General features: G+C 71.3%; 16 protein-coding genes. 15 read left to right on the top strand and 1 reads right to left on the bottom strand.

The features are described 5' to 3' along the window. The first annotated feature begins 121 nt into the window (after window positions 1-121). From aroC to ACYSUO_RS03225, 9 genes are all read left to right on the top strand, one after another. Window positions 122-1,306: a chorismate synthase gene (gene aroC / locus ACYSUO_RS03265; RefSeq protein ID WP_461774465.1), complete on the top strand. Its 1,185-nt coding sequence runs from the start codon at window positions 122-124 to the stop codon at window positions 1,304-1,306. Beyond that, on the top strand, window positions 1,303-1,821 hold the full coding sequence (locus ACYSUO_RS03260) for a shikimate kinase (RefSeq protein ID WP_461774464.1): 519 nt from the start codon (window positions 1,303-1,305) through the stop codon (window positions 1,819-1,821). The genes aroC and ACYSUO_RS03260 overlap by 4 nt, the downstream gene beginning before the upstream one ends. After that, window positions 1,818-2,909, top strand: coding sequence for a 3-dehydroquinate synthase (aroB, locus tag ACYSUO_RS03255; protein WP_461774463.1), 1,092 nt, complete (start codon window positions 1,818-1,820; stop codon window positions 2,907-2,909). Before ACYSUO_RS03260 ends, aroB begins: the two co-directional genes overlap by 4 nt. Window positions 2,910-3,230: 321 nt before the next feature. Beyond that, window positions 3,231-4,109 (top strand): AAA family ATPase, encoded by an 879-nt coding sequence (locus ACYSUO_RS03250; RefSeq protein ID WP_461774462.1) that lies wholly within the window; start codon window positions 3,231-3,233, stop codon window positions 4,107-4,109. Between the two features lie 2,045 nt (window positions 4,110-6,154). Continuing rightward, entirely contained in the window at window positions 6,155-7,273 is a 1,119-nt protein-coding gene (locus ACYSUO_RS03245; RefSeq protein WP_461774461.1) for a M24 family metallopeptidase, read from the top strand. Between the two features lie 61 nt (window positions 7,274-7,334). Further along, entirely contained in the window at window positions 7,335-7,901 is a 567-nt protein-coding gene (gene efp, locus ACYSUO_RS03240; protein ID WP_385763064.1) for an elongation factor P, read from the top strand. 2 nt (window positions 7,902-7,903) lie between these two features. Next, window positions 7,904-8,338, top strand: coding sequence for a transcription antitermination factor NusB (nusB, locus tag ACYSUO_RS03235; RefSeq protein ID WP_461774460.1), 435 nt, complete (start codon window positions 7,904-7,906; stop codon window positions 8,336-8,338). Window positions 8,339-8,444: 106 nt separating this feature from the next. Next, complete coding sequence (locus tag ACYSUO_RS03230) at window positions 8,445-9,929, top strand: MFS transporter (RefSeq protein ID WP_461774459.1); 1,485 nt, start codon at window positions 8,445-8,447, stop codon at window positions 9,927-9,929. Continuing rightward, entirely contained in the window at window positions 9,926-11,368 is a 1,443-nt protein-coding gene (locus ACYSUO_RS03225; RefSeq protein ID WP_461774458.1) for a pyridoxal phosphate-dependent decarboxylase family protein, read from the top strand. Before ACYSUO_RS03230 ends, ACYSUO_RS03225 begins: the two co-directional genes overlap by 4 nt. 126 nt (window positions 11,369-11,494) lie before the next feature. Here the strand turns inward: ACYSUO_RS03225 and bldD are convergent, their stop codons facing one another. Beyond that, the gene (gene bldD / locus ACYSUO_RS03220; protein WP_266721805.1) at window positions 11,495-11,995 is read right to left on the bottom strand and encodes a transcriptional regulator BldD; all 501 of its coding nucleotides are present in this window, start codon (window positions 11,993-11,995) and stop codon (window positions 11,495-11,497) included. Between the two features lie 243 nt (window positions 11,996-12,238). Here bldD and pyrR point away from each other — a divergent pair, with 243 nt between their 5' ends. From pyrR to carB, 6 genes are all read left to right on the top strand, one after another. Then, on the top strand, window positions 12,239-12,811 hold the full coding sequence (gene pyrR, locus ACYSUO_RS03215) for a bifunctional pyr operon transcriptional regulator/uracil phosphoribosyltransferase PyrR (RefSeq protein ID WP_266721807.1): 573 nt from the start codon (window positions 12,239-12,241) through the stop codon (window positions 12,809-12,811). 102 nt (window positions 12,812-12,913) lie between these two features. Further along, window positions 12,914-13,903: an aspartate carbamoyltransferase catalytic subunit gene (locus ACYSUO_RS03210; protein ID WP_461774457.1), complete on the top strand. Its 990-nt coding sequence runs from the start codon at window positions 12,914-12,916 to the stop codon at window positions 13,901-13,903. A gap of 2 nt (window positions 13,904-13,905) precedes the next feature. After that, on the top strand, window positions 13,906-15,195 hold the full coding sequence (locus ACYSUO_RS03205) for a dihydroorotase (RefSeq protein WP_461774456.1): 1,290 nt from the start codon (window positions 13,906-13,908) through the stop codon (window positions 15,193-15,195). Continuing rightward, window positions 15,192-15,782, top strand: a complete 591-nt coding sequence (locus tag ACYSUO_RS03200) for a PH-like domain-containing protein (protein ID WP_461774455.1) — start codon at window positions 15,192-15,194, stop codon at window positions 15,780-15,782. The genes ACYSUO_RS03205 and ACYSUO_RS03200 overlap by 4 nt, the downstream gene beginning before the upstream one ends. Beyond that, entirely contained in the window at window positions 15,779-16,921 is a 1,143-nt protein-coding gene (carA, locus tag ACYSUO_RS03195; RefSeq protein WP_461774454.1) for a glutamine-hydrolyzing carbamoyl-phosphate synthase small subunit, read from the top strand. The genes ACYSUO_RS03200 and carA overlap by 4 nt, the downstream gene beginning before the upstream one ends. After that, window positions 16,914-20,222, top strand: coding sequence for a carbamoyl-phosphate synthase large subunit (carB, locus tag ACYSUO_RS03190; protein WP_461774453.1), 3,309 nt, complete (start codon window positions 16,914-16,916; stop codon window positions 20,220-20,222). Before carA ends, carB begins: the two co-directional genes overlap by 8 nt. Window positions 20,223-20,310: the final 88 nt, after the last annotated feature.

Genomic DNA, 20,310 nt, shown 5'->3' with positions numbered 1-20,310 from the left:
CGTGTGGCTCGCGTCTCATGTGCCGTCCTGTGGCGTCCGCACCCCGGACACCGGAAACGTCGGGCTCTGCGGGCATGGGAGGATCGTTCCCATACACAGAGCGCGAGCATGAGGAGCACCGTTGAGCAGGTTGCGCTGGCTGACCGCGGGGGAGTCGCACGGCCCCGCACTCGTCGCGACGCTGGAGGGACTTCCCGCCGGCGTTCCGATCACCACGGAGATGGTGGCGGACCACCTGGCCCGGCGGCGCCTCGGCTATGGCCGCGGCGCGCGGATGAAATTCGAGCGCGACGAGGTCACCTTCCTCGGTGGCGTCCGGCACGGACTCACCCTCGGCTCCCCGGTCGCGATCATGGTCGGCAACACCGAGTGGCCCAAGTGGGAACAGGTCATGTCCGGTGACCCGGTCGACCCGGAGATCCTCAAGGACATGGCGCGCAACGCGCCGCTGACCCGCCCGCGCCCCGGCCACGCCGACCTCGCGGGCATGCAGAAGTACGGCTTCGACGAGGCCCGTCCGATCCTGGAGCGCGCCTCCGCCCGCGAGACGGCCGCCCGGGTCGCGCTCGGCGCGGTCGCCCGGTCGTACCTCAAGGAGACGGCCGGCATCGAGATCGTCAGCCACGTCGTCGAGCTGTGCTCGGTGAAGGCCCCGCAGGGCGTCTACCCGACCCCGGCCGACGTCGAGAAGCTGGACGCCGACCCGCTGCGCTGCCTGGACGCCGACGCGTCGAAGCAGATGGTGGCCGAGGTCGACCAGGCCCACAAGGACGGCGACACCCTCGGCGGTGTCGTCGAGGTCCTCGCCTACGACGTGCCGGTGGGCCTCGGCTCGCACGTGCACTGGGACCGCAAGCTGGACGCCCGTCTGGCCGGTGCGCTCATGGGCATCCAGGCCATCAAGGGCGTCGAGATCGGCGACGGCTTCGAACTCGCGCGCGTGCCCGGTTCGCAGGCCCACGACGAGATCGTGAAGACGGACGACGGCATCCGCCGCGTCACCGGCCACGCGGGCGGCACCGAGGGCGGCCTGTCCACCGGCGAGCTGCTGCGCGTGCGCGCCGCGATGAAGCCGATCGCGACCGTGCCGCGCGCCCTCAAGACCGTGGACGTCTCCACCGGTGAGGCCACGCAGGCCCACCACCAGCGCTCCGACGTCTCCGCCGTGCCGGCCGCCGGCATCGTCGCCGAGGCCATGGTCGCGCTCGTCCTCGCGGACGCCGTCGCGGAGAAGTTCGGCGGCGACAGCGTGCCGGAGACCCGGCGCAACGTCACGTCGTACCTCGACAACCTCCAGATCCGGTGAGCGGCCCGCAGGTCGTCCTCGTCGGACCGATGGGGGTCGGCAAGTCGACGGTGGGCGCGCTGCTCGCCGAGCGGCTCGGCTGCGCCTACCGGGACACCGACGACGACATCGTCACCGCACAGGGCCGCACCATCGCGGAGATCTTCGTCGACGAGGGCGAGGAGCACTTCCGAGCCCTTGAGAAGGCCTCCGTGGCGGCCGCGCTCGCCGACCACGAGGGCGTGCTCTCGCTCGGCGGCGGCGCGATCCTCGACGCCGACACCCGCGCCCTGCTCGCCGCCCACCCGACCGTCGTCTATCTCTCGATGGACGTCGAGGAGGCGGCCAAGCGGACCGGTCTGAACGCGGCCAGGCCGCTGCTCGCCATCAACCCCCGCAAGCAGTGGCGGGAGTTGATGGAGGCGCGCCGGCATCTGTACACCGAGGTCGCCCAGGTGGTCGTGGCCACCGACGGCCGCACCCCCGAAGAGGTCGCCGAAGCGGTCCTCGACGCACTGGAGTTGAAGCAGGCATGAGCGAGGATGTGACCCGTATCCACGTCGGCGGCACCGCCGGCACGGACCCGTACGAGGTCCTGGTGGGGCGTCAACTCCTGGGTGAACTGGGCTCGTTGATCGGCGACAAGGTCAAGCGCGTCGCCATCGTGCACCCGGAGGCGCTCGCCGAGACCGGCGAGGCGCTCCGCGGCGACCTGGCCGACCAGGGCTTCGAGGCCATCGCCATCCAGGTGCCGAACGCGGAGGAGGCGAAGACCGCCGAGGTCGCCGCGTACTGCTGGAAGGCCCTCGGGCAGTCCAACTTCACGCGCTCCGACGTCGTCGTCGGCGTCGGCGGCGGCGCGACCACGGACCTCGCCGGTTTCGTGGCCGCGACGTGGCTGCGTGGCGTGCGCTGGATCGCCATCCCGACGACCGTGCTTGCCATGGTTGACGCGGCGGTCGGCGGCAAGACCGGCATCAACACGGCCGAGGGCAAGAACCTGGTGGGCGCCTTCCACCCGCCGGCCGGCGTCCTGTGCGACCTGGCCGCCCTCGACTCCCTCCCGGTGCACGACTTCGTGTCCGGCCTCGCCGAGGTCATCAAGGCCGGCTTCATCGCCGACGAGAAGATCCTCGAACTCGTCGAGGAGGACCCGGAGTCGGCCCGTACGCCCACGGGCAAGCACACCGCCGAGCTGATCGAGCGCGCCATCCGGGTCAAGGCCGAGGTCGTCTCCTCCGACCTCAAGGAGTCGGGCCTGCGCGAGATCCTCAATTACGGGCACACGCTGGCGCACGCCATCGAGAAGAACGAGCGCTACAAGTGGCGGCACGGCGCGGCCGTCTCCGTCGGCATGCTCTTCGCCGCCGAACTCGGCCGCCTGGCAGGCCGGTTGGACGACGCGACGGCGGACCGCCACCGCACGGTCCTGGAGTCGGTGGGTCTCCCGCTGACCTACCGCTACGACCAGTGGCCCAAGCTCCTCGAAACGATGAAGGTCGACAAGAAGTCCCGCGGGGACCTGCTGCGCTTCATCGTCCTCGACGGCCTCGGCAGGCCCACCGTCCTGGAGGGGCCCGACCCCGCCGTGCTGCTCGCCGCGTACGGCGAAGTGGCGGAATAGGGCGGTCCGTTCACGTTCGGGCACGTCATGACCTCCCCGGCCGTTCACACAACGGCGGCCGGGGACGGTACCTTTCAGTGGCGCCCCGTTCGCCGGCGCCCTAGGGTCTGTCCGGCGGATCAGGTCGCTTCCGGGCGGCCGTCATCGATCGGTGCCGGTGAGCGGGGGTTGGTGCGTGCAGCTGCAAGGCGGACGATTGAGGCATCGCGGAGCGATGGCGATTGAGGACAACGCCGCAGATGTGCGTGCCAGGGCCCGCGACCGCGACATGATCCGCCGGACAGACCCTAGTGACCGTCGTACGAGATGGAGTGGCACCGGATGCAGCAAGCAGGGGGGTCTCCGCTGCCGCCGCCCCACCGGCCGGAGCACATGCCGGCCGGCCCCTTGCCGCAGGCGAGTCACGCACCGCAGCCGCCCGGCCTCCCGGGCTTCAGCGGAGCGCCGCCGCACCACCCGCCCGCCCAACCGCCGCACATCCAGGCGCCGCAGGCCCCCGCCCCGCCACCGCCACAGGCCGCGCATCCGCCGCAGCAGCCGCCGCAGCCGCCGCGTGAGACCACCGGCCATGTGCAGCTCCCGACCGGCGCTCCCGTCGCGGTGCCGAGTCCGCCGCCCGCGCAGGCGCCTGCCGACGCGACCTCGACGACGCTCGCCGTGCTGCTCATCGGTCCCGCGGGTGCGGGCAAGACGAGCGTCGCGAAGCACTGGGCGGAGAGCCGGCGGGTCCCGACGGCTCACATCAGTCTCGACGACGTACGGGAATGGGTGCGCTCGGGCTTCGCGGACCCGCAGAGCGGCTGGAACGACAACAGCGAGGCGCAGTACCGGCTGGCCCGCCGCACCTGTGGGTTCGCCGCGCGCAACTTTTTGGCGAATGGAATCTCCTGCATCCTCGACGATGCGGTGTTCCCGGACCGGCCGGTGGTCGGGCTCGGCGGCTGGAAGCGGCACGTCGGGCCTGGGCTGCTTCCGGTGGTCCTCCTGCCCGGCCTGGAGATCGTCCTGGAGCGCAACTCCCGGCGCAGCGGCAACCGGCGTCTCACCGACGAGGAGGTCGCCCGGATCCACGGGCGGATGGCGGGCTGGTACGGCTCGGGCCTCCCGATCATCGACAACTCCCAGCTCGACGTGCCCGGCACGGCGCGGGTCCTGGACGACGTCCTGGCCCGAGCGATCACGAGCCCACCGAAGTGGTAGGCCCCCCGGTGGGGCGGGTGGGTTCTGCGGGCCAGGCGGGTTGGCTGGGTCGTCGGGGCTGCCTACGGGGGCGGTGGGCTTGATAGCGGTGGGCTCTGCGGGGAGGGGTCTGCGGTGCCCGCGTGGCGGTTTTCTCCGGCGGACGAGGGCTTGGGGCGTCCCGTGCCGGTTCCCTCCGGTCGACGGGGGCTTGGGGCGTCCCGTGCCGGTTCCCTCCGGGTGACGAGGCTCTGCGGTGTCCCGTGCCGGTGGCGAGGGCCTGCGGCGTCCCGTGCCGGTTCCTTCCGGGTGACGAGGCTCTGCGGTGCCCCGTGCCGGTTCCCTCCGCCCATCTCCCACCCACCCGCCCCCTCCGGGGGCATCGGCCCCACGGGGTGTCGTCCGTGGCGTGGGCAATCCCGCCCGCTGGCCCGGTTTCTGCCTGTTGCGGTCGATCGGTCTGCGCCCTGGGGTTCTGCCCCGGACCTCGCGAGTCTCGTCCCGGGGCTGGGCTTGAGTTGTCCCGCCCACGCGCAGGCAATGGCCCGGCTCCCTCCTCTGTCCTGCCCACCCGCCCCTCCGGGGACGTCGGTCCGACGGGGACCGCACCCGCCCTGGGCTATCCGCCGCCGAGCACGGCTCCCCACCCATTCGCGGTTGACGTCGCCCCCCGCCTCGTGCAATCCGCGGGCATCACGGCTCCCCACCCCGGCGGTCGGCCGCCACCGCCTTGGGTAATCCGCCGCCAGCCACGGCTCCCCACCCGTGGTGGTGGGCCGCAACTGCCTTGGGGGGCGGCGACTACGGTTCCCTCCGGTGGTGGTGGGCTGCAACTGCGTTGGGTGATGCGGCCACCACGGCTCCCCCCCCCCGTTGCGGTCGGCCGCACGCGCCTTGGGCAATCTGCCGCCTGGGGCGGCAGGGTGGGCAAGGCGGCGCCCGGTGCCGCGCAACGAACACGGAGGCCCCGGCCCCAGCGCAGCGGGCTAGGCCCCGGGTGGGCTGGAAGCCCCCGGATGGGGCGGGTGGTGGGAGATGAGCGGGCATTGGCGCAGCCGGGGGTGGTGTGGTGCCGTGGGCCGGCCCAGGGGTGTGCCGGTCGCGGCGAAGTTCGGTCCCTCGGTGCTGCGCAGGCATCACGGCAGACGCCACCCCTGAGAGAGCCGGGCCCGGGGCCCACTCCCGTCACGATGTAGGCCCCGACGCGGTGGGCCGGGCCCGGGTGGGCCGAAGCCCCCGGTGGTGGCGGGGAGATGAGGTATGGCCGGGATTCGGTGCAGCCGGAGAGGTGTGGAGCCGTGCCCCGGTCCAGTGGCGCGTCGGTACCGGTGAAGCTCCGTGCTCGGCGCTGCCCACGCGTCACGGCAGACGCCAAGCCTGAGGGAGCCCGGGCCCGGGGCCCGTACCTGTCACGAGCCGGGCCCCGGCACCGCGGCCGGCCCCCGGGCGGGCCGAAGCCCCCCGGAGGGGGCGGGTGGGCGGGAGATGAGCGGGGACCGGCGCAGGTCAGGTCCGGGGGTGGTGCGGAGCCGTGCAATGAGAGCGGCAGACGTTGTCCCGGTAAGGCGCCCAAGCCCCGACGCCGTGCCCGGGTCGGGTAGCCGCGAACCCCAGCAATGTCCGAACCACGTTGCCGCGCACCAACCAGGCAGGAGCGGCCCCCGGCAAGGCTCCAACCCGCGGTACCTCGCACCGGTCAGGCGAACGCGCTCCCCGGCAGGGCCCCCGTGCCGCACACCCATCGTGCGGTCCCGCCCGGGCACGGCCAGTCCCTGCCCTCGCGCCGATCGTGCGGTCCCGCCCGGGCAAGGCCGGCCCCTGCCCCCGCGCCCATCAGGCGCGCCCGCCTCGACAAGGCCCGATACCCCGATTCCGTACCCACCGTTGGGGCCTGCCCCCCCCGGCACCGCACCCGCATGATGCGGGCCCCGCCCCCGGCAAACCCCCACGCCCCGCGCACCACCCGCCCCGCGCCCCCGGCACAAGCCCACCCGCCCCACCCCCGGAGGGACCCGTCCGGACGCGCTTGGACGGCCGTCGCCCGGGCCCGCTCGTACGCTCGCGTCATGGCAGAGGTGTACGCGGCCCGACGGGACCGGCTCAGAGAGCGCGCTACGGCGGGCGGCAGCGCGGCCGCCCTCGTCTCGCGGCCCGCCAACGTCCGCTATCTGGCGGGAACGGCACCGAACGGCGCCGTCCTCCTGCTGGGCCGGGACCTCGGCGGCGGCGACGACCTCCTGCTGTGCGCGCGAGCGCCCGGCGACGAACCCGTCGACGGGCGGATGGACGAGGCGCTGCGCGTGCAGGTCCTGGACGTGCCCGCCGGGGATCCGGCCGTCGCCGCCGCGGACGTGGCCGCTGCCCGCGGGGCCGACTCGCTCGCCGTCGAGGAGCACCACCTGACCGTGGCCCGGCACCGCGCGCTCGGCTCCGTGGCCCCCCGCCTCCGCCTGCTCGACCTCAACAGCGGGGTCGAGCAGCTCCGCCTCGTCAAGGACGAGGACGAGATCTCCTGTCTGCGGATAGCGGCAGAGATCGCCGACCAGGCGCTCGGTGAGCTGCTCGAATCCATCCTCGTCGGCCGAACGGAGCGGCACCTCGCCCTCGAACTGGAACGTCGACTTGTCGATCATGGCGCCGACGGCGCCGCCTTCCCCACCTCCGTGGGCACGGGCCCGAACTCGGGGCGCGTGGCCCACCGGCCCACCGACCGCCGGGTCGAGGAGGGTGATTTCCTCTCCGTGTGCCTGGGCGCGACGTACCGCGGCTACCGCTGCGAGATCGGCCGTACGTTCGTCATCGGAACCTCGCCCGCGGACTGGCAGATCGAGCTGTACGACCTCGTCTTCGCCGCCCAGCGGGCCGCCCGCGAGAGCCTGGCGCCGGGCGTCGAGTGCCGCGAAGTGGACCGGGCCGCCCGCCACGTCCTCGACGCGGCAGGGTATGGTGACGGGCTCGCGCCGCTGACCGGACACGGTGTGGGACTCGAAATCGACGAGGACCCGCAGTTGGCCCCCGCAGCCATGGGTAAACTGGACACTTGTGTGCCGGTCACCGTCGAGCCGGGGGTCCACCTCCCGGGTCGGGGCGGCGTCCGGATCGATGACACGCTCGTCGTCCGCCCAGAGGCGGACGGCGGACCCGAGCTACTCACCATCACGACCAAGGAGCTGCTCGCGCTCTAGCCCGCAAAGGCTGCTCGCGTGCCCCTGGGTCGTCCACGTCAGTCCAGGAGATTCCGCAACCGTGGCTTCCACGAACGACCTCAAGAACGGCCTGGTGCTCAAGCTCGACGGGGGCCAGCTCTGGTCCGTCGTCGAGTTCCAGCACGTCAAGCCCGGCAAGGGCCCTGCCTTCGTGCGCACCAAGCTCAAGAACGTGCTCTCCGGCAAGGTCGTCGACAAGACGTTCAACGCCGGCGTCAAGGTCGACACGGCCACCATTGACAAGCGCGACATGCAGTTCTCGTACATGGACGGCGACTACTTCGTCTTCATGGACATGCAGACGTACGACCAGCTGCACGTCGACCGCAAGGCCGTCGGCGACGCCGCCAACTTCCTGATCGAGGGCTTCGAGGCCACGGTCGCCCAGCACGAGGGCGAGGTGCTCTTCGTCGAGCTGCCGGCCGCCGTCGAGCTGGTCATCAAGGAGACCGAGCCGGGCGTCCAGGGCGACCGCTCCACCGGCGGCACCAAGCCCGCCATCCTGGAGACCGGCCACCAGATCCAGGTGCCGCTCTTCGTCACCCAGGGCGAGAAGATCAAGGTCGACACCCGCTCCAGCGACTACCTCGGCCGGGTGAACAGCTAACCGTGGCTGCCCGTAATACGGCCCGCAAGCGCGCCTTTCAGATCCTCTTCGAGGCAGACCAGCGCGGCGCCGACGTCCTGACGGTTCTCGCGGACTGGATCCGGCACTCCCGCAGTGACACGCGGCAGCCCCCGGTCAGCGAGTACACGATGGAGCTGGTCGAGGGATACGCCAAGCAGGCGTCCCGGATCGACGAGCTCATCTCGCAGTACTCCGTCGGGTGGACCCTTGACCGGATGCCGGTCGTCGACCGCAACATCGTGCGGCTCGGCGCCTATGAGCTGGTCTGGGTCGACGGGACCCCGGACGCCGTGGTGATCGACGAGGCCGTGCAGCTGGCCAAGGAGTTCTCCACCGACGAGTCACCGGCGTTCATCAACGGACTGTTGGGTCGCTTCAAGGACCTGAAGCCGTCCCTGCGCCGCGACGAGGCCTGAGCCCCGCCGCCGAGCGCAGCACCGTTCCGCGGGCCCGGAGCAGAACATGAACAATGTTCTGCTCCGGGCCTGGTGCGTTTCCGGGGATCTTCACTAGGTTCTGGTCATGTCACCGACAGGCCCGGACTCCCTCCCCGCGCGCGTGCGCATCGGCTACGGGCTCGGCTCCCTCGCCACCGGCACCTTCGGTACCGTCCCGGGCCTGTTGCTGCTGTACTACCTGACCGATGTGCTCGGCGTCGCGGCCGGTCTGGCCGGACTGCTCGTCTTCCTGCCCAAGGCGTGGGACGTGCTGCTCAACCCGTGGGTCGGCGGCCGCTCCGACCGCAGCACCCGCTCGCGCCTGGGCCCGCGCCGCTCCTGGATGCTGCTCGGCGCGCTCACTCTGCCGGTCTGTTTCGCGGGCATGTTCGCGGCGCCCGCCGGCCTCGAAGGCGGGCCCGCCGCCGCGTATGTGGCCGTCCTGTTCCTGCTCAGCGCCTCCGCGTACGCCTGCTTCCAGGTCCCGTACGTCGCCCTGCCCGCGGAACTGACGGCGGATCCGGACGAGCGGGCCCGCGTCATGGCCTGGCGGGTCGCCTTCCTCGCCGTGGCCATCCTGCTGTCCGGCTCCCTCGCCCCGGTCCTCGCGGGCGCCACCGGCGACGACCGGGGGAGCGCGGGCGGGTACCGCCTGATGGGCGTGGTGATCGGCGGGCTGCTCGCCGTGGGCATGCTGGCCGCCGTGCTCGCTACGGCGGGAGCGCCCAGCGTTATACGTAGTACGCGGAACGTCATACGTACAACGCGTGACGCCACACCAGCACCAGCGGACGTCATACGTACAACCAGCGAGTCGAGCCTGCGCGCGCAGCTGCGCGCCGCCCGGGGCAATGCGCCCTTCGGCTGGCTGTTCGGCGCGTACGTCGTGCAGGCCGCCGCGTCCGGCCTGATGCTCGCCGGCACCCAGTACTTCGCGACGTACATCCTCGGTCGGCCGGGCGCCACCACCGTGCTGTTCGCCTGCCTCATCGTGCCGTCGCTCCTCGCGATGCCCCTGTGGCTGGCCATGGGACGCCGAACGGGCAAGCGGAACGCGGCAGTCGGGGCCTCCGTGTGCTTCCTGCTGGGGGCGCTCGGCGCCGCCGCGGGACGCGAACTGCCGGCGGCGCTGGTCTACGTAGCCGTGGCCGTGGCGGGCATCGGGTACGCGGGCATGCAGATGCTGCCGCTCGCGATGCTCGGCGACGCGATCGCCGCCGACGCCTACACCAGCGGGCGGCGCAGGGCCGGAGTCTTCACCGGACTGTGGACCGCCGGTGAGACGCTCGGACTCGCCCTGGGCCCCGGCCTGTTCGGGCTGGTCCTCGCCCTGGGCGGGTTCGTCTCGTCCGATGCCACCGACCGTGTCGCGCAGCCCGGCTCGGCGCTGACCGCGATCGTCATCGGCTTCGGCGCGCTGCCCGCCCTGCTGCTCGCGTTCAGCCTTCCGCTGCTGGCCAGGTACCGCCTCACCGAGTCCGAACTGCTCCGCCTGCGAACCGACTTCGACGAGTCCTTCGCGCCGGGCGAGCACCCAGAGCCCACCCAGCGAGACGAGGAGTCCGCATGACGACCGACGACCCGATCCTGGCGCGGCTGACCGCACTGCGCGCGGGCGACCTGCCCGTGCACGGCGGGCGCACCATGGCGTACGTCTACGACTCCGGGCTCGAAGGCCTCGACGAACTCGCGAACGCCGCGCAGGCCGCCTTCGCCGGGGTCAACGGGCTCGACATGACGGCGTTCCCGAGCGTCGTGGAGCTGGAGAACGACCTGGTGCGGCGCGGCACCGCACTGCTCGGCGGCAGCGCCGGCACGTTCACCAGCGGCGGCACCGAGAGCTGCCTGCTCGCCGTCCTGACCGCGCGTCAGTACGCCCGCAAGGAGCGCGGGGTGACCGAGCCCGAACTCGTGCTGCCGGAGACGGCGCACGCCGCCTTCCACAAGGCCGCCGAGCTCTTCGGCCTGCGCGTGGTGAGCGTCCCCGTCGACCCGGACACCTTCAAGGTGCGCCCGGCCGACATGGCCGCGGCGATCTCCGACCGCACCGCCCTGGTCGTCGTCTCCGCCCCCTCGTACGCGCACGGGGTCATCGATTCGGTCGTCGAGGTGGCGCGCGAGGCGGAGCGGCGCGGGGTGCTGTGCCACGTCGACGCGTGCATCGGCGGGTGGTACCTGGGGCATCTGCGGCATGCCGCGCGACAGGGGGAGGACGTACCGGCCGTCCCGGAGTTCGACCTGACCGTCCCCGGCGTGACGTCGCTCTCCGTCGACCTGCACAAATACGCGTACACGGCGAAGGGCGCCTCGCTGCTCCTGTTCCGCGACGCGGGGCTGCGCCGCCACGGCTGGTTCGCGCACGCCGCCTGGCCCGGCTACCCCGTGGTCAACTCCACGCTCCAGGGCACCAAGTCGGCCGGGCCCCTCGCGGCGGCCTGGGCGGTGACGGAGCGCGTCGGCGCCGAAGGTTACGCGGTGCTGTCGACGCGCGTACACCGGACGACCCGCGCGCTCGCTGACGGTGTCGAACGGATCGGTGGTCTGCGGCTCGCCGCGCGGCCCGAGGCGTCCCTGATCGCGGTGGCCTCCGACGACCCGGACATCGATGTCTTCGTGGTGGCGGACGAGCTGCGGGGGAGCGGCTGGTATCTGCAGCCGCAGCCGGCGTTCGGGTCCTCGCCGGCCACGCTGCATCTGACGGTGACCGCGGCGGTCGCGCAACAGGAGACGGCGCGGATGTTGCTTGCCGAGCTGGAGAAAGCGGTGGAACGGGCCCGTGAGCTGGGGCCCGTTCGGGTGGATCCCGAGGTCGTCGAGGCCGCGGCCACGCTGGATCCGGACGCGCTGACCTCGGAGGAGGTCGAGATCGCGCTCGCGCTCGCCGGGGTGGGCGAGGGCGGCCGGCTGCCGGAACGGATGGCGCCCGTGCTCGCGGTACTCCAGGAGCTCCCGCCGAGGCTGAGCGCGCGCCTGCTGCCCGAGGTGATCGGGCGCCTGTTCCGGACCTGAGGGAACGAACCGGGCCGGGCTACACCTGCTTAAGGGAGCGAACCCGGTCCCGGAAACGCCTGAGGGGACGGAGCCCAATCGCTCCGCCCCCTCAGGGCTGTGACGTTTCTGCGGCTCCTGGCCGAATCAGACGTCGTCGTGCGCCACCGCGCGACGCGCGTCCGCGTCGAGCACGCCCCAGCTGATCAGCTGCTCGGTCAGGACCGAGGGCGACTGGTCGTAGATGACGGCGAGGGTGCGCAGGTCGTCCTGGCGGATCGACAGCACCTTGCCGTTGTAGTCACCGCGCTGCGACTGGATCGTGGCGGCGTAACGCTGCAGCGGGCCCGCCTTCTCCGGCGGCACGTGGGCCAGACGCTCCAGGTCGAGGCGCAGCTTCGGCGGCGGCTCGGCGGCGCCACCCGGGGTGGTGCCCGGCAACAGTTCCTGCACCGGCACGCCGTAGAAGTCCGCCAGTTCGGCGAGACGCTGCACGGTCACGGCACGGTCGCCGCGCTCGTACGACCCCACCACGACCGCCTTCCAGCGTCCCTGGGACTTCTCCTCGACACCGTGGAGGGAAAGGCCCTGCTGGGTACGGATCGCGCGGAGCTTCGCCCCGAGCTGTTTGGCGTATTCGCTGGACATATAGCTCCCCGGACACTGCATCACTAAGCGGCTGCGCCGCGTGGCTGTAACTCACTGTGAGGTTACGCAGCGTTACTTGGCCGCGTCAAGCCGAATGGTCCGTACCGACCTTCTCGTGAATTCCGCGCTCTCGCACCTCCAGGCGGGTGATCAGCGATGTTGTGGAGGCTGGTAGTGTTGACGACGCAAATCCGACGTCCTTTAAGGTCCGTCCCGTGAGGCGGAGAAGGGGGTCCGTTTCGTATGGACACGCAGCAGTCCGATGCCCGGCCGGTACTCGAAGGCCCTGACATCGCGCGGGTACTGACCCGTATCGCCCATGAGATCGTCGAGCGCGCCAAGGGCGCCGAGGACGTGGTTCTCCTGGGCATTCCCACGCGAGGCGTCTTCCTCGCCCGCCGCCTGGCCGAGAAGCTCGAAGAGATCACCGGCCGCGCCATCCCCGTCGGCTCGCTCGACATCACGATGTACCGCGACGACCTGCGCATGCACCCGCCGCGCGCGCTCGCCCGCACCGAGATCCCGGGTGACGGCATCGACGGCCGCCTCGTCGTCCTCGTCGACGACGTGCTCTTCTCCGGCCGCACCATCCGCGCCGCCCTCGACGCCCTGAACGACATCGGGCGCCCGCGTGCCGTGCAGCTCGCCGTCCTCGTCGACCGCGGCCACCGCGAACTCCCCATCCGTGCCGACTACGTCGGCAAGAACCTCCCCACGTCGCTGCGGGAGACGGTCAAGGTCCAGCTCGCCGAGGAGGACGGCCGCGACGCCGTGCTGCTCGGTGCCAAGCCGGACGCCCAGGCGGCCGAGCAGTAGCACCCCTTCCTGCCGTGCGCGCGCCCGCGTACGGCCCGACAGGTGTGCCCTCGCGCGCCCGTATGTCCTGAATCTCCTGAACTGCCTTACGGAGCACCCCAGATGATGCGACACCTCATCTCGGCCGCCGACCTCTCCCGCGACGATGCCGTGCACATCCTCGACACCGCCGAGGAGATGGCGCGCGTCGCCGACCGGCCCATCAAGAAGCTGCCCGCGCTGCGCGGCCGGACCATCTGCAACCTGTTCTTCGAGGACTCGACGCGTACGCGGATCTCGTTCGAGGCCGCCGAGAAGCGCCTGTCCGCCGACGTCATCAACTTCGCCGCCAAGGGGTCGAGCGTCTCCAAGGGGGAGTCCCTCAAGGACACCGCCCAGACTCTCGAGGCCATGGGCGTCGACGCCGTCGTCATCCGGCACGGCGCGTCCGGCGCCCCGTACCGGCTCGCGACCTCCGGCTGGATCGACGCCCCCGTCATCAACGCCGGTGACGGCACCCACCAGCACCCCACGCAGGCGCTGCTCGACGCCTTCACGATGCGCCGCCGCCTCATCGGCCCCGACGCCGGCATCGGCCAGGGCCTCGACGGCAAGCGCGTCACGATCGTCGGCGACGTGCTGCACAGCCGTGTCGCCCGTTCGAACGTCGACCTGCTGCACACGCTCGGTGCCGAGGTCACCCTCGTCGCGCCGCCCACCCTGGTGCCGGTCGGCGTCGAGACCTGGCCGTGCGAGGTGTCGTACGACCTGGACTCCACGCTCACCAAGTCCGACGCGGTGATGATGCTGCGCGTGCAGCGGGAGCGGATGAACGCCGCGTTCTTCCCGACCGAGCGCGAGTACTCCCGCCGCTACGGGCTCGACGGCGACCGCATGGCGCGGATGCCCGAGCACTCCATCGTGATGCACCCGGGCCCGATGGTCCGCGGCATGGAGATCACCGCCGAGGTCGCCGACTCCGACCGCTGCACGGTCATCGAGCAGGTCGCCAACGGCGTGCACACGCGGATGGCCGTTCTCTACCTGCTTCTCGGCGGCAACGAGCCCGCCGTCAGCCACACCCGCCCCACCACCACCGAGGAGACGAAGTAACCATGAGCAAGACCCTTATCCGTGGTGCGAAGGTGCTCGGCGGCGAGCCGCAGGACGTGCTGATCGACGGCGGCGTGATCGCCGAGGTCGGCACCGGGATCTCCAGCGAGGGTGTCGACACCGTCGTCGAGGCCGAGGGCAAGGTGCTCCTGCCGGGCCTCGTCGACCTCCACACCCACCTGCGCGAGCCCGGCCGCGAGGACTCCGAGACCGTCCTGACCGGCACGCAGGCCGCCGCCTCCGGTGGCTACACGAACGTGTTCGCCATGGCCAACACGTTCCCGGTCGCCGACACCGCCGGCGTCGTCGAGCAGGTCTACCGGCTCGGCCAGGAGCACGGCTACTGCGACGTGCAGCCCATCGGCGCCGTCACCGTCGGCCTGGAGGGCGTCAAGCTCGCCGAGCTGGGCGCCATGCACGAGTCCGCCGCCGGCGTCACCGTCTTCTCCGACGACGGCAAGTGCGTCCACGACGCCGTGATCATGCGCCGCGCCCTGGAGTACGTGAAGGCCTTCGGCGGCGTCGTCGCGCAGCACGCGCAGGAGCCCCGCCTCACCGAGGGCGCCCAGATGAACGAGGGCACCGTCTCCGCCGAGCTCGGCCTCGGCGGCTGGCCCGCGGTGGCCGAAGAATCGATCATCGCCCGGGATGTCCTTCTCGCCGAGCACGTCGGCTCCCGCGTGCACATCTGCCACCTGTCGACCGCAGGATCCGTCGAGATCATCCGCTGGGCCAAGTCCCGCGGCATCGACGTCACCGCCGAGGTCACCCCGCACCACCTCCTGCTCACCGACGAGATGGTGCGCTCGTACAACCCGGTCTACAAGGTCAACCCGCCGCTGCGTACCGAGAAGGACGTCATGGCGCTGCGCGAGGCGCTGGCCGACGGCACGATCGACATCGTCGCCACCGACCACGCCCCGCACCCGCACGAGGACAAGGACTGCGAGTGGGCCGCCGCCGCCATGGGCATGGTCGGCCTGGAGACCGCGCTCAGCGTGGTCCAGCAGACGATGGTCGAGACGGGCCTGCTCAGCTGGGCCGGGGTCGCCGACCGGATGTCCGTGAAGCCCGCCGAGATCGGGCAGGCCCACGGCCATGGACGTCCCGTCTCGGCAGGTGAGCCCGCGAACCTGGTTCTCGTCGACGCCGACTACCGTGGTGACGTGGACCCCGCGGGCTTCGCCTCCCGCAGCCGCAACACCCCGTACGAGGGCCGTGAGCTGCCGGGGCGCGTCACCCACACCTGGCTGCGGGGCAAGGCCACCCTCGCCGACGGGAAGCTCGCGTGACACCTCTGCAACCACTCGCCGTCCTCGCCGCCGAACAGAAGTCGGCGGAGGTCACCGACTGGCCGAACCGGATCGGCTGGATCGTCGGACTGCTGCTCTTCATCGCGCTCGTCTACTGGCTGATGCGCCAGGGCTGGAAGTGGCGCGGCACCCTGCAGGGCGACCTGCCGCCGCTGCCCGACGCGCCGTCGGAGCAGGGCCCGGCGAAACTGGAGCTGAGCGGCCGGTACCACGGCTCCACCAGCGCCGGGCAGTGGCTCGACCGCATCGTGGCGCACGGTCTCGGCACCCGCAGCCGCGTGGAGCTGACGCTCACCGACGAGGGTCTGACCGCCGTACGCCCCGGAGCGACGGACTTCTTCGTCCCCGCGGACGCGCTGCGCGAGGCCCGGCTCGACAAGGGCATCGCCGGCAAGGTCCTCACGGAGGGCGGGCTGCTGATCGTCACCTGGGCGCACGGCGACAAGCTGATCGACTCCGGATTCCGCTCCGACCACGCCGCCGAGCAGGCGGAGTGGGTCACCGAAATCAACAACATGATCGACAAGAACACCACGCACGTCACGACGGAAGGCACCGCACGATGACCACCTCCACCAGGGGAACTGCGAAGGTTCCCGCCGTGCTCGTCCTGGAGGACGGCCGGGTGTTCCGCGGCCGCGCCTACGGGGCCGTGGGGGAGACCTTCGGCGAGGCCGTGTTCTCCACCGGCATGACCGGCTACCAGGAGACCCTCACCGACCCGTCGTACGACCGCCAGATCGTGGTCGCGACCGCCCCGCAGATCGGCAACACGGGCTGGAACGACGAGGACGACGAGTCGAAGCGCATCTGGGTCTCCGGCTACGTCGTGCGCGACCCCGCGCGCGTGCCGTCCAACTGGCGCGCCAAGCGCAGCCTGGACGACGAGCTGGTCGCGCAGGACATCGTCGGCATCTCCGGCATCGACACCCGCGCCCTCACCCGGCACCTGCGCGAGAGCGGCTCCATGCGCTCCGGCATCTTCTCCGGCGAGACGCTCCCGGCCGACGCCGAGCTCGTCGCCAAGGTCCAGGCGCAGCCCCAGATGAAGGGCGCCTCCCTCTACGAAGAGGTCGCCACCAAGGAGGCGTACGTCGTCGAGGCCATCGGTGAGAAGAAGTTCACCGTCGCCGCCGTCGACCTCGGCATCAAGGGCATGACCCCGCACCGCATGGCCGAGCGCGGCATCGAGGTGCACGTGCTGCCGGCCACCGCGACGCCCGAGGACGTGTACGCCGTGAACCCCGACGGCGTGTTCTTCTCCAACGGCCCGGGCGACCCGGCCACCGCCGAGGGCCCGGTCGCGCTGATGACCGCCGTGCTGGAGCGGAAGACGCCGCTGTTCGGCATCTGCTTCGGCAACCAGATCCTGGGGCGCGCCCTCGGCTTCGGCACGTTCAAGCTGAAGTACGGCCACCGCGGCATCAACCAGCCGGTGCAGGACCGCACGACCGGCAAGGTCGAGGTCACCGCCCACAACCACGGCTTCGCCGTGGACGCGCCGCTGGACAAGGTGAGCGACACCAAGTTCGGCCGCGCCGAGGTCTCCCACGTGTGCCTCAACGACAACGTCGTGGAGGGGCTCCAGCTGCTCGACCAGCCGGGCTTCTCCGTCCAGTACCACCCCGAAGCGGCGGCCGGTCCGCACGACGCCGCGTACCTGTTCGACCGCTTCGTGTCTCTGATGGAGTCCGCCCGTGCCTAAGCGCAACGACCTGAAGTCCGTACTCGTCATCGGCTCGGGCCCGATCGTCATCGGCCAGGCCGCGGAGTTCGACTACTCCGGCACCCAGGCCTGCCGGGTGCTGAAGAAGGAGGGCCTGCGGGTCATCCTGGTCAACTCCAACCCGGCGACGATCATGACCGACCCGGAGATCGCCGACGCCACGTACGTCGAGCCGATCACCCCCGAGTTCGTCGAGAAGATCATCGCCAAGGAGCGCCCCGACGCGCTCCTGCCCACCCTCGGCGGCCAGACCGCGCTCAACACCGCGATCTCCATGCACGACCAGGGCGTCCTCGAGAAGTACGGCGTCGAGCTGATCGGCGCCAACGTCGAGGCGATCAACAAGGGCGAGGACCGCGACCTCTTCAAGGAGGTCGTGGAAGAGGTCAAGAAGAAGATCGGCCACGGCGAGTCCGCCCGCTCGTACATCTGCCACTCCATGGACGACGTCATGAAGGGCGTCGAGGAGCTCGGCGGCTACCCCGTCGTCGTCCGCCCCTCCTTCACGATGGGCGGCGCGGGCTCCGGCTTCGCGCACGACGAGGAGGAGCTGCGCCGCATCGCGGGCCAGGGCCTCACGCTCTCGCCGACCACCGAGGTGCTCCTGGAGGAGTCCATCCTCGGCTGGAAGGAGTACGAGCTGGAGCTGATGCGCGACAAGAACGACAACGTCGTGGTCGTCTGCTCCATCGAGAACTTCGACCCGATGGGCGTGCACACCGGTGACTCGATCACCGTCGCCCCGTCGATGACCCTCACCGACCGCGAGTACCAGCGGCTGCGCGACATCGGCATCGCGATCATCCGCGAGGTCGGCGTCGACACCGGCGGCTGCAACATCCAGTTCGCGATCAACCCCGAAGACGGCCGCGTCATCGTCATCGAGATGAACCCGCGCGTCTCCCGCTCGTCCGCCCTCGCCTCCAAGGCCACTGGCTTCCCGATCGCGAAGATCGCCGCCAAGCTGGCCGTCGGCTACACGCTGGACGAGATCCCGAACGACATCACCGAGAAGACGCCGGCCTCCTTCGAGCCGACGCTCGACTACGTGGTCGTGAAGGCTCCGCGCTTCGCCTTCGAGAAGTTCCCGAGCGCCGACTCCACGCTGACCACGACCATGAAGTCGGTCGGCGAGGCCATGGCCATCGGCCGCAACTTCACCGAGGCGTTCCAGAAGGCGCTGCGCTCGCTGGAGAAGGCGGGCTCGCAGTTCACCTTCGTCGGCGAGACCGGCGACAAGACCGCCCTCCTCGAAGAGGCCGTCCGCCCGACCGACGGTCGTATCAACACCGTCATGGAGGCGATCCGCGCCGGCGCCACGCCCCAGGAGATCTTCGACTACACGAAGATCGACCCGTGGTTCGTGGACCAGCTCTTCCTCATCAAGGAGGTCGCCGACGAGCTCGCGGCCGCCCCCGAGCTGACGCGCGAGCTGATCGCGGAGGCCAAGCGCCACGGCTTCTCCGACCAGCAGATCGCCGAGATCCGCGGCCTGCGCCAGGACGTCGTCCGCGAGGTCAGGCACGCCCTCGGCGTCCGCCCGGTCTACAAGACGGTCGACACCTGCGCCGCCGAGTTCGCCGCCAAGACGCCGTACTTCTACTCCTCGTACGACGAGGAGAGCGAGGTCGCGCCGCGCGAGAAGCCCGCCGTGATCATCCTCGGCTCCGGCCCGAACCGCATCGGCCAGGGCATCGAGTTCGACTACTCCTGCGTCCACGCCTCCTTCGCGCTCAGCGACGCCGGCTACGAGACCGTGATGGTCAACTGCAACCCGGAGACGGTCTCCACGGACTACGACACGTCCGACCGCCTCTACTTCGAGCCGCTGACCCTCGAGGACGTCCTGGAGATCGTCCACGCGGAGTCGCTCGCGGGCCCGATCGCGGGCGTCATCGTGCAGCTCGGCGGCCAGACCCCGCTGGGCCTCGCGCAGGCGCTCAAGGACAACGGCGTGCCCGTCGTCGGCACGCCCCCGGAGGCGATCCACGCCGCCGAGGACCGCGGCGCCTTCGGCCGCGTGCTCGCCGAGGCGGGCCTCCCGGCCCCGAAGCACGGCACCGCCACGACGTTCGCGGAGGCGAAGACGATCGCCGACGAGATCGGCTACCCGGTCCTCGTCCGCCCGTCGTACGTGCTCGGCGGCCGCGGCATGGAGATCGTCTACGACGAGGAGCGCCTCTCCTCGTACATCGAGGAGTCGACGGAGATCAGCCCCTCGCGGCCGGTCCTCGTCGACCGCTTCCTCGACGACGCGATCGAGATCGATGTCGACGCCCTGTACGACGGCGAGGAGCTCTACCTCGGCGGTGTCATGGAGCACATCGAGGAGGCCGGCATCCACTCCGGCGACTCGGCGTGCGCCCTGCCCCCGATCACCCTCGGCGGCTACGACATCAAGCGCCTGCGCGCCTCTACGGAGGGCATCGCCAAGGGCGTCGGCGTGCGCGGACTCATCAACATCCAGTTCGCCATGGCCGGGGACATCCTCTACGTCCTCGAGGCCAACCCGCGCGCCTCCCGCACGGTCCCCTTCACCTCGAAGGCGACCGCGGTGCCGCTTGCGAAGGCCGCCGCCCGCATCTCGCTGGGCGCCACCGTCGCCGAGCTGCGCGCCGAGGGCCTGCTCCCGAAGACCGGCGACGGCGGCACGCTGCCGATGGACGCGCCGATCTCCGTCAAGGAGGCCGTCATGCCGTGGTCGCGCTTCCGCGACATCCACGGCCGCGGCGTCGACACGGTCCTCGGCCCGGAGATGCGCTCCACCGGCGAGGTCATGGGCATCGACTCCGTCTTCGGCACGGCGTACGCCAAGTCGCAGGCGGGCGCCTACGGTCCGCTGCCGACGAAGGGCCGGGCGTTCATCTCCGTCGCCAACCGCGACAAGCGCTCGATGATCTTCCCGGCGCGCGAGCTGGTCGCCCACGGCTTCGAGCTGCTGGCCACGTCCGGCACCGCCGAGGTCCTCAAGCGCAACGGCATCAACGCCACGGTCGTGCGCAAGCAGTCCGAGGGCGAGGGCCCGAACGGCGAGAAGACGATCGTCCAGCTGATCCACGACGGCGACGTCGACCTGATCGTCAACACCCCGTACGGCACCGGCGGCCGCCTCGACGGCTACGACATCCGTACGGCGGCGGTCTCCCGCTCCGTGCCGTGCCTGACCACGGTCCAGGCGCTCGCCGCGGCCGTCCAGGGCATCGAGGCGCTCGGCCACGGAGACGTGGGCGTGCGCTCACTGCAGGAACACGCGGAGCACCTGACGGCGGCCCGCGACTAAGGATCCAGCAGCCCAAGAGGGGGACACCACAACGGTGTCCCCCTCTTCATGAGGCCACCGCCTCATGAAGACCTATAGGACTTCAGGC

The organism is Streptomyces sp. UC4497 (genome assembly GCF_054871485.1).
The sequence above is the reverse complement of the archived record's forward strand: the minus strand, read 5'-3'. Positions and strand labels throughout refer to the sequence as shown.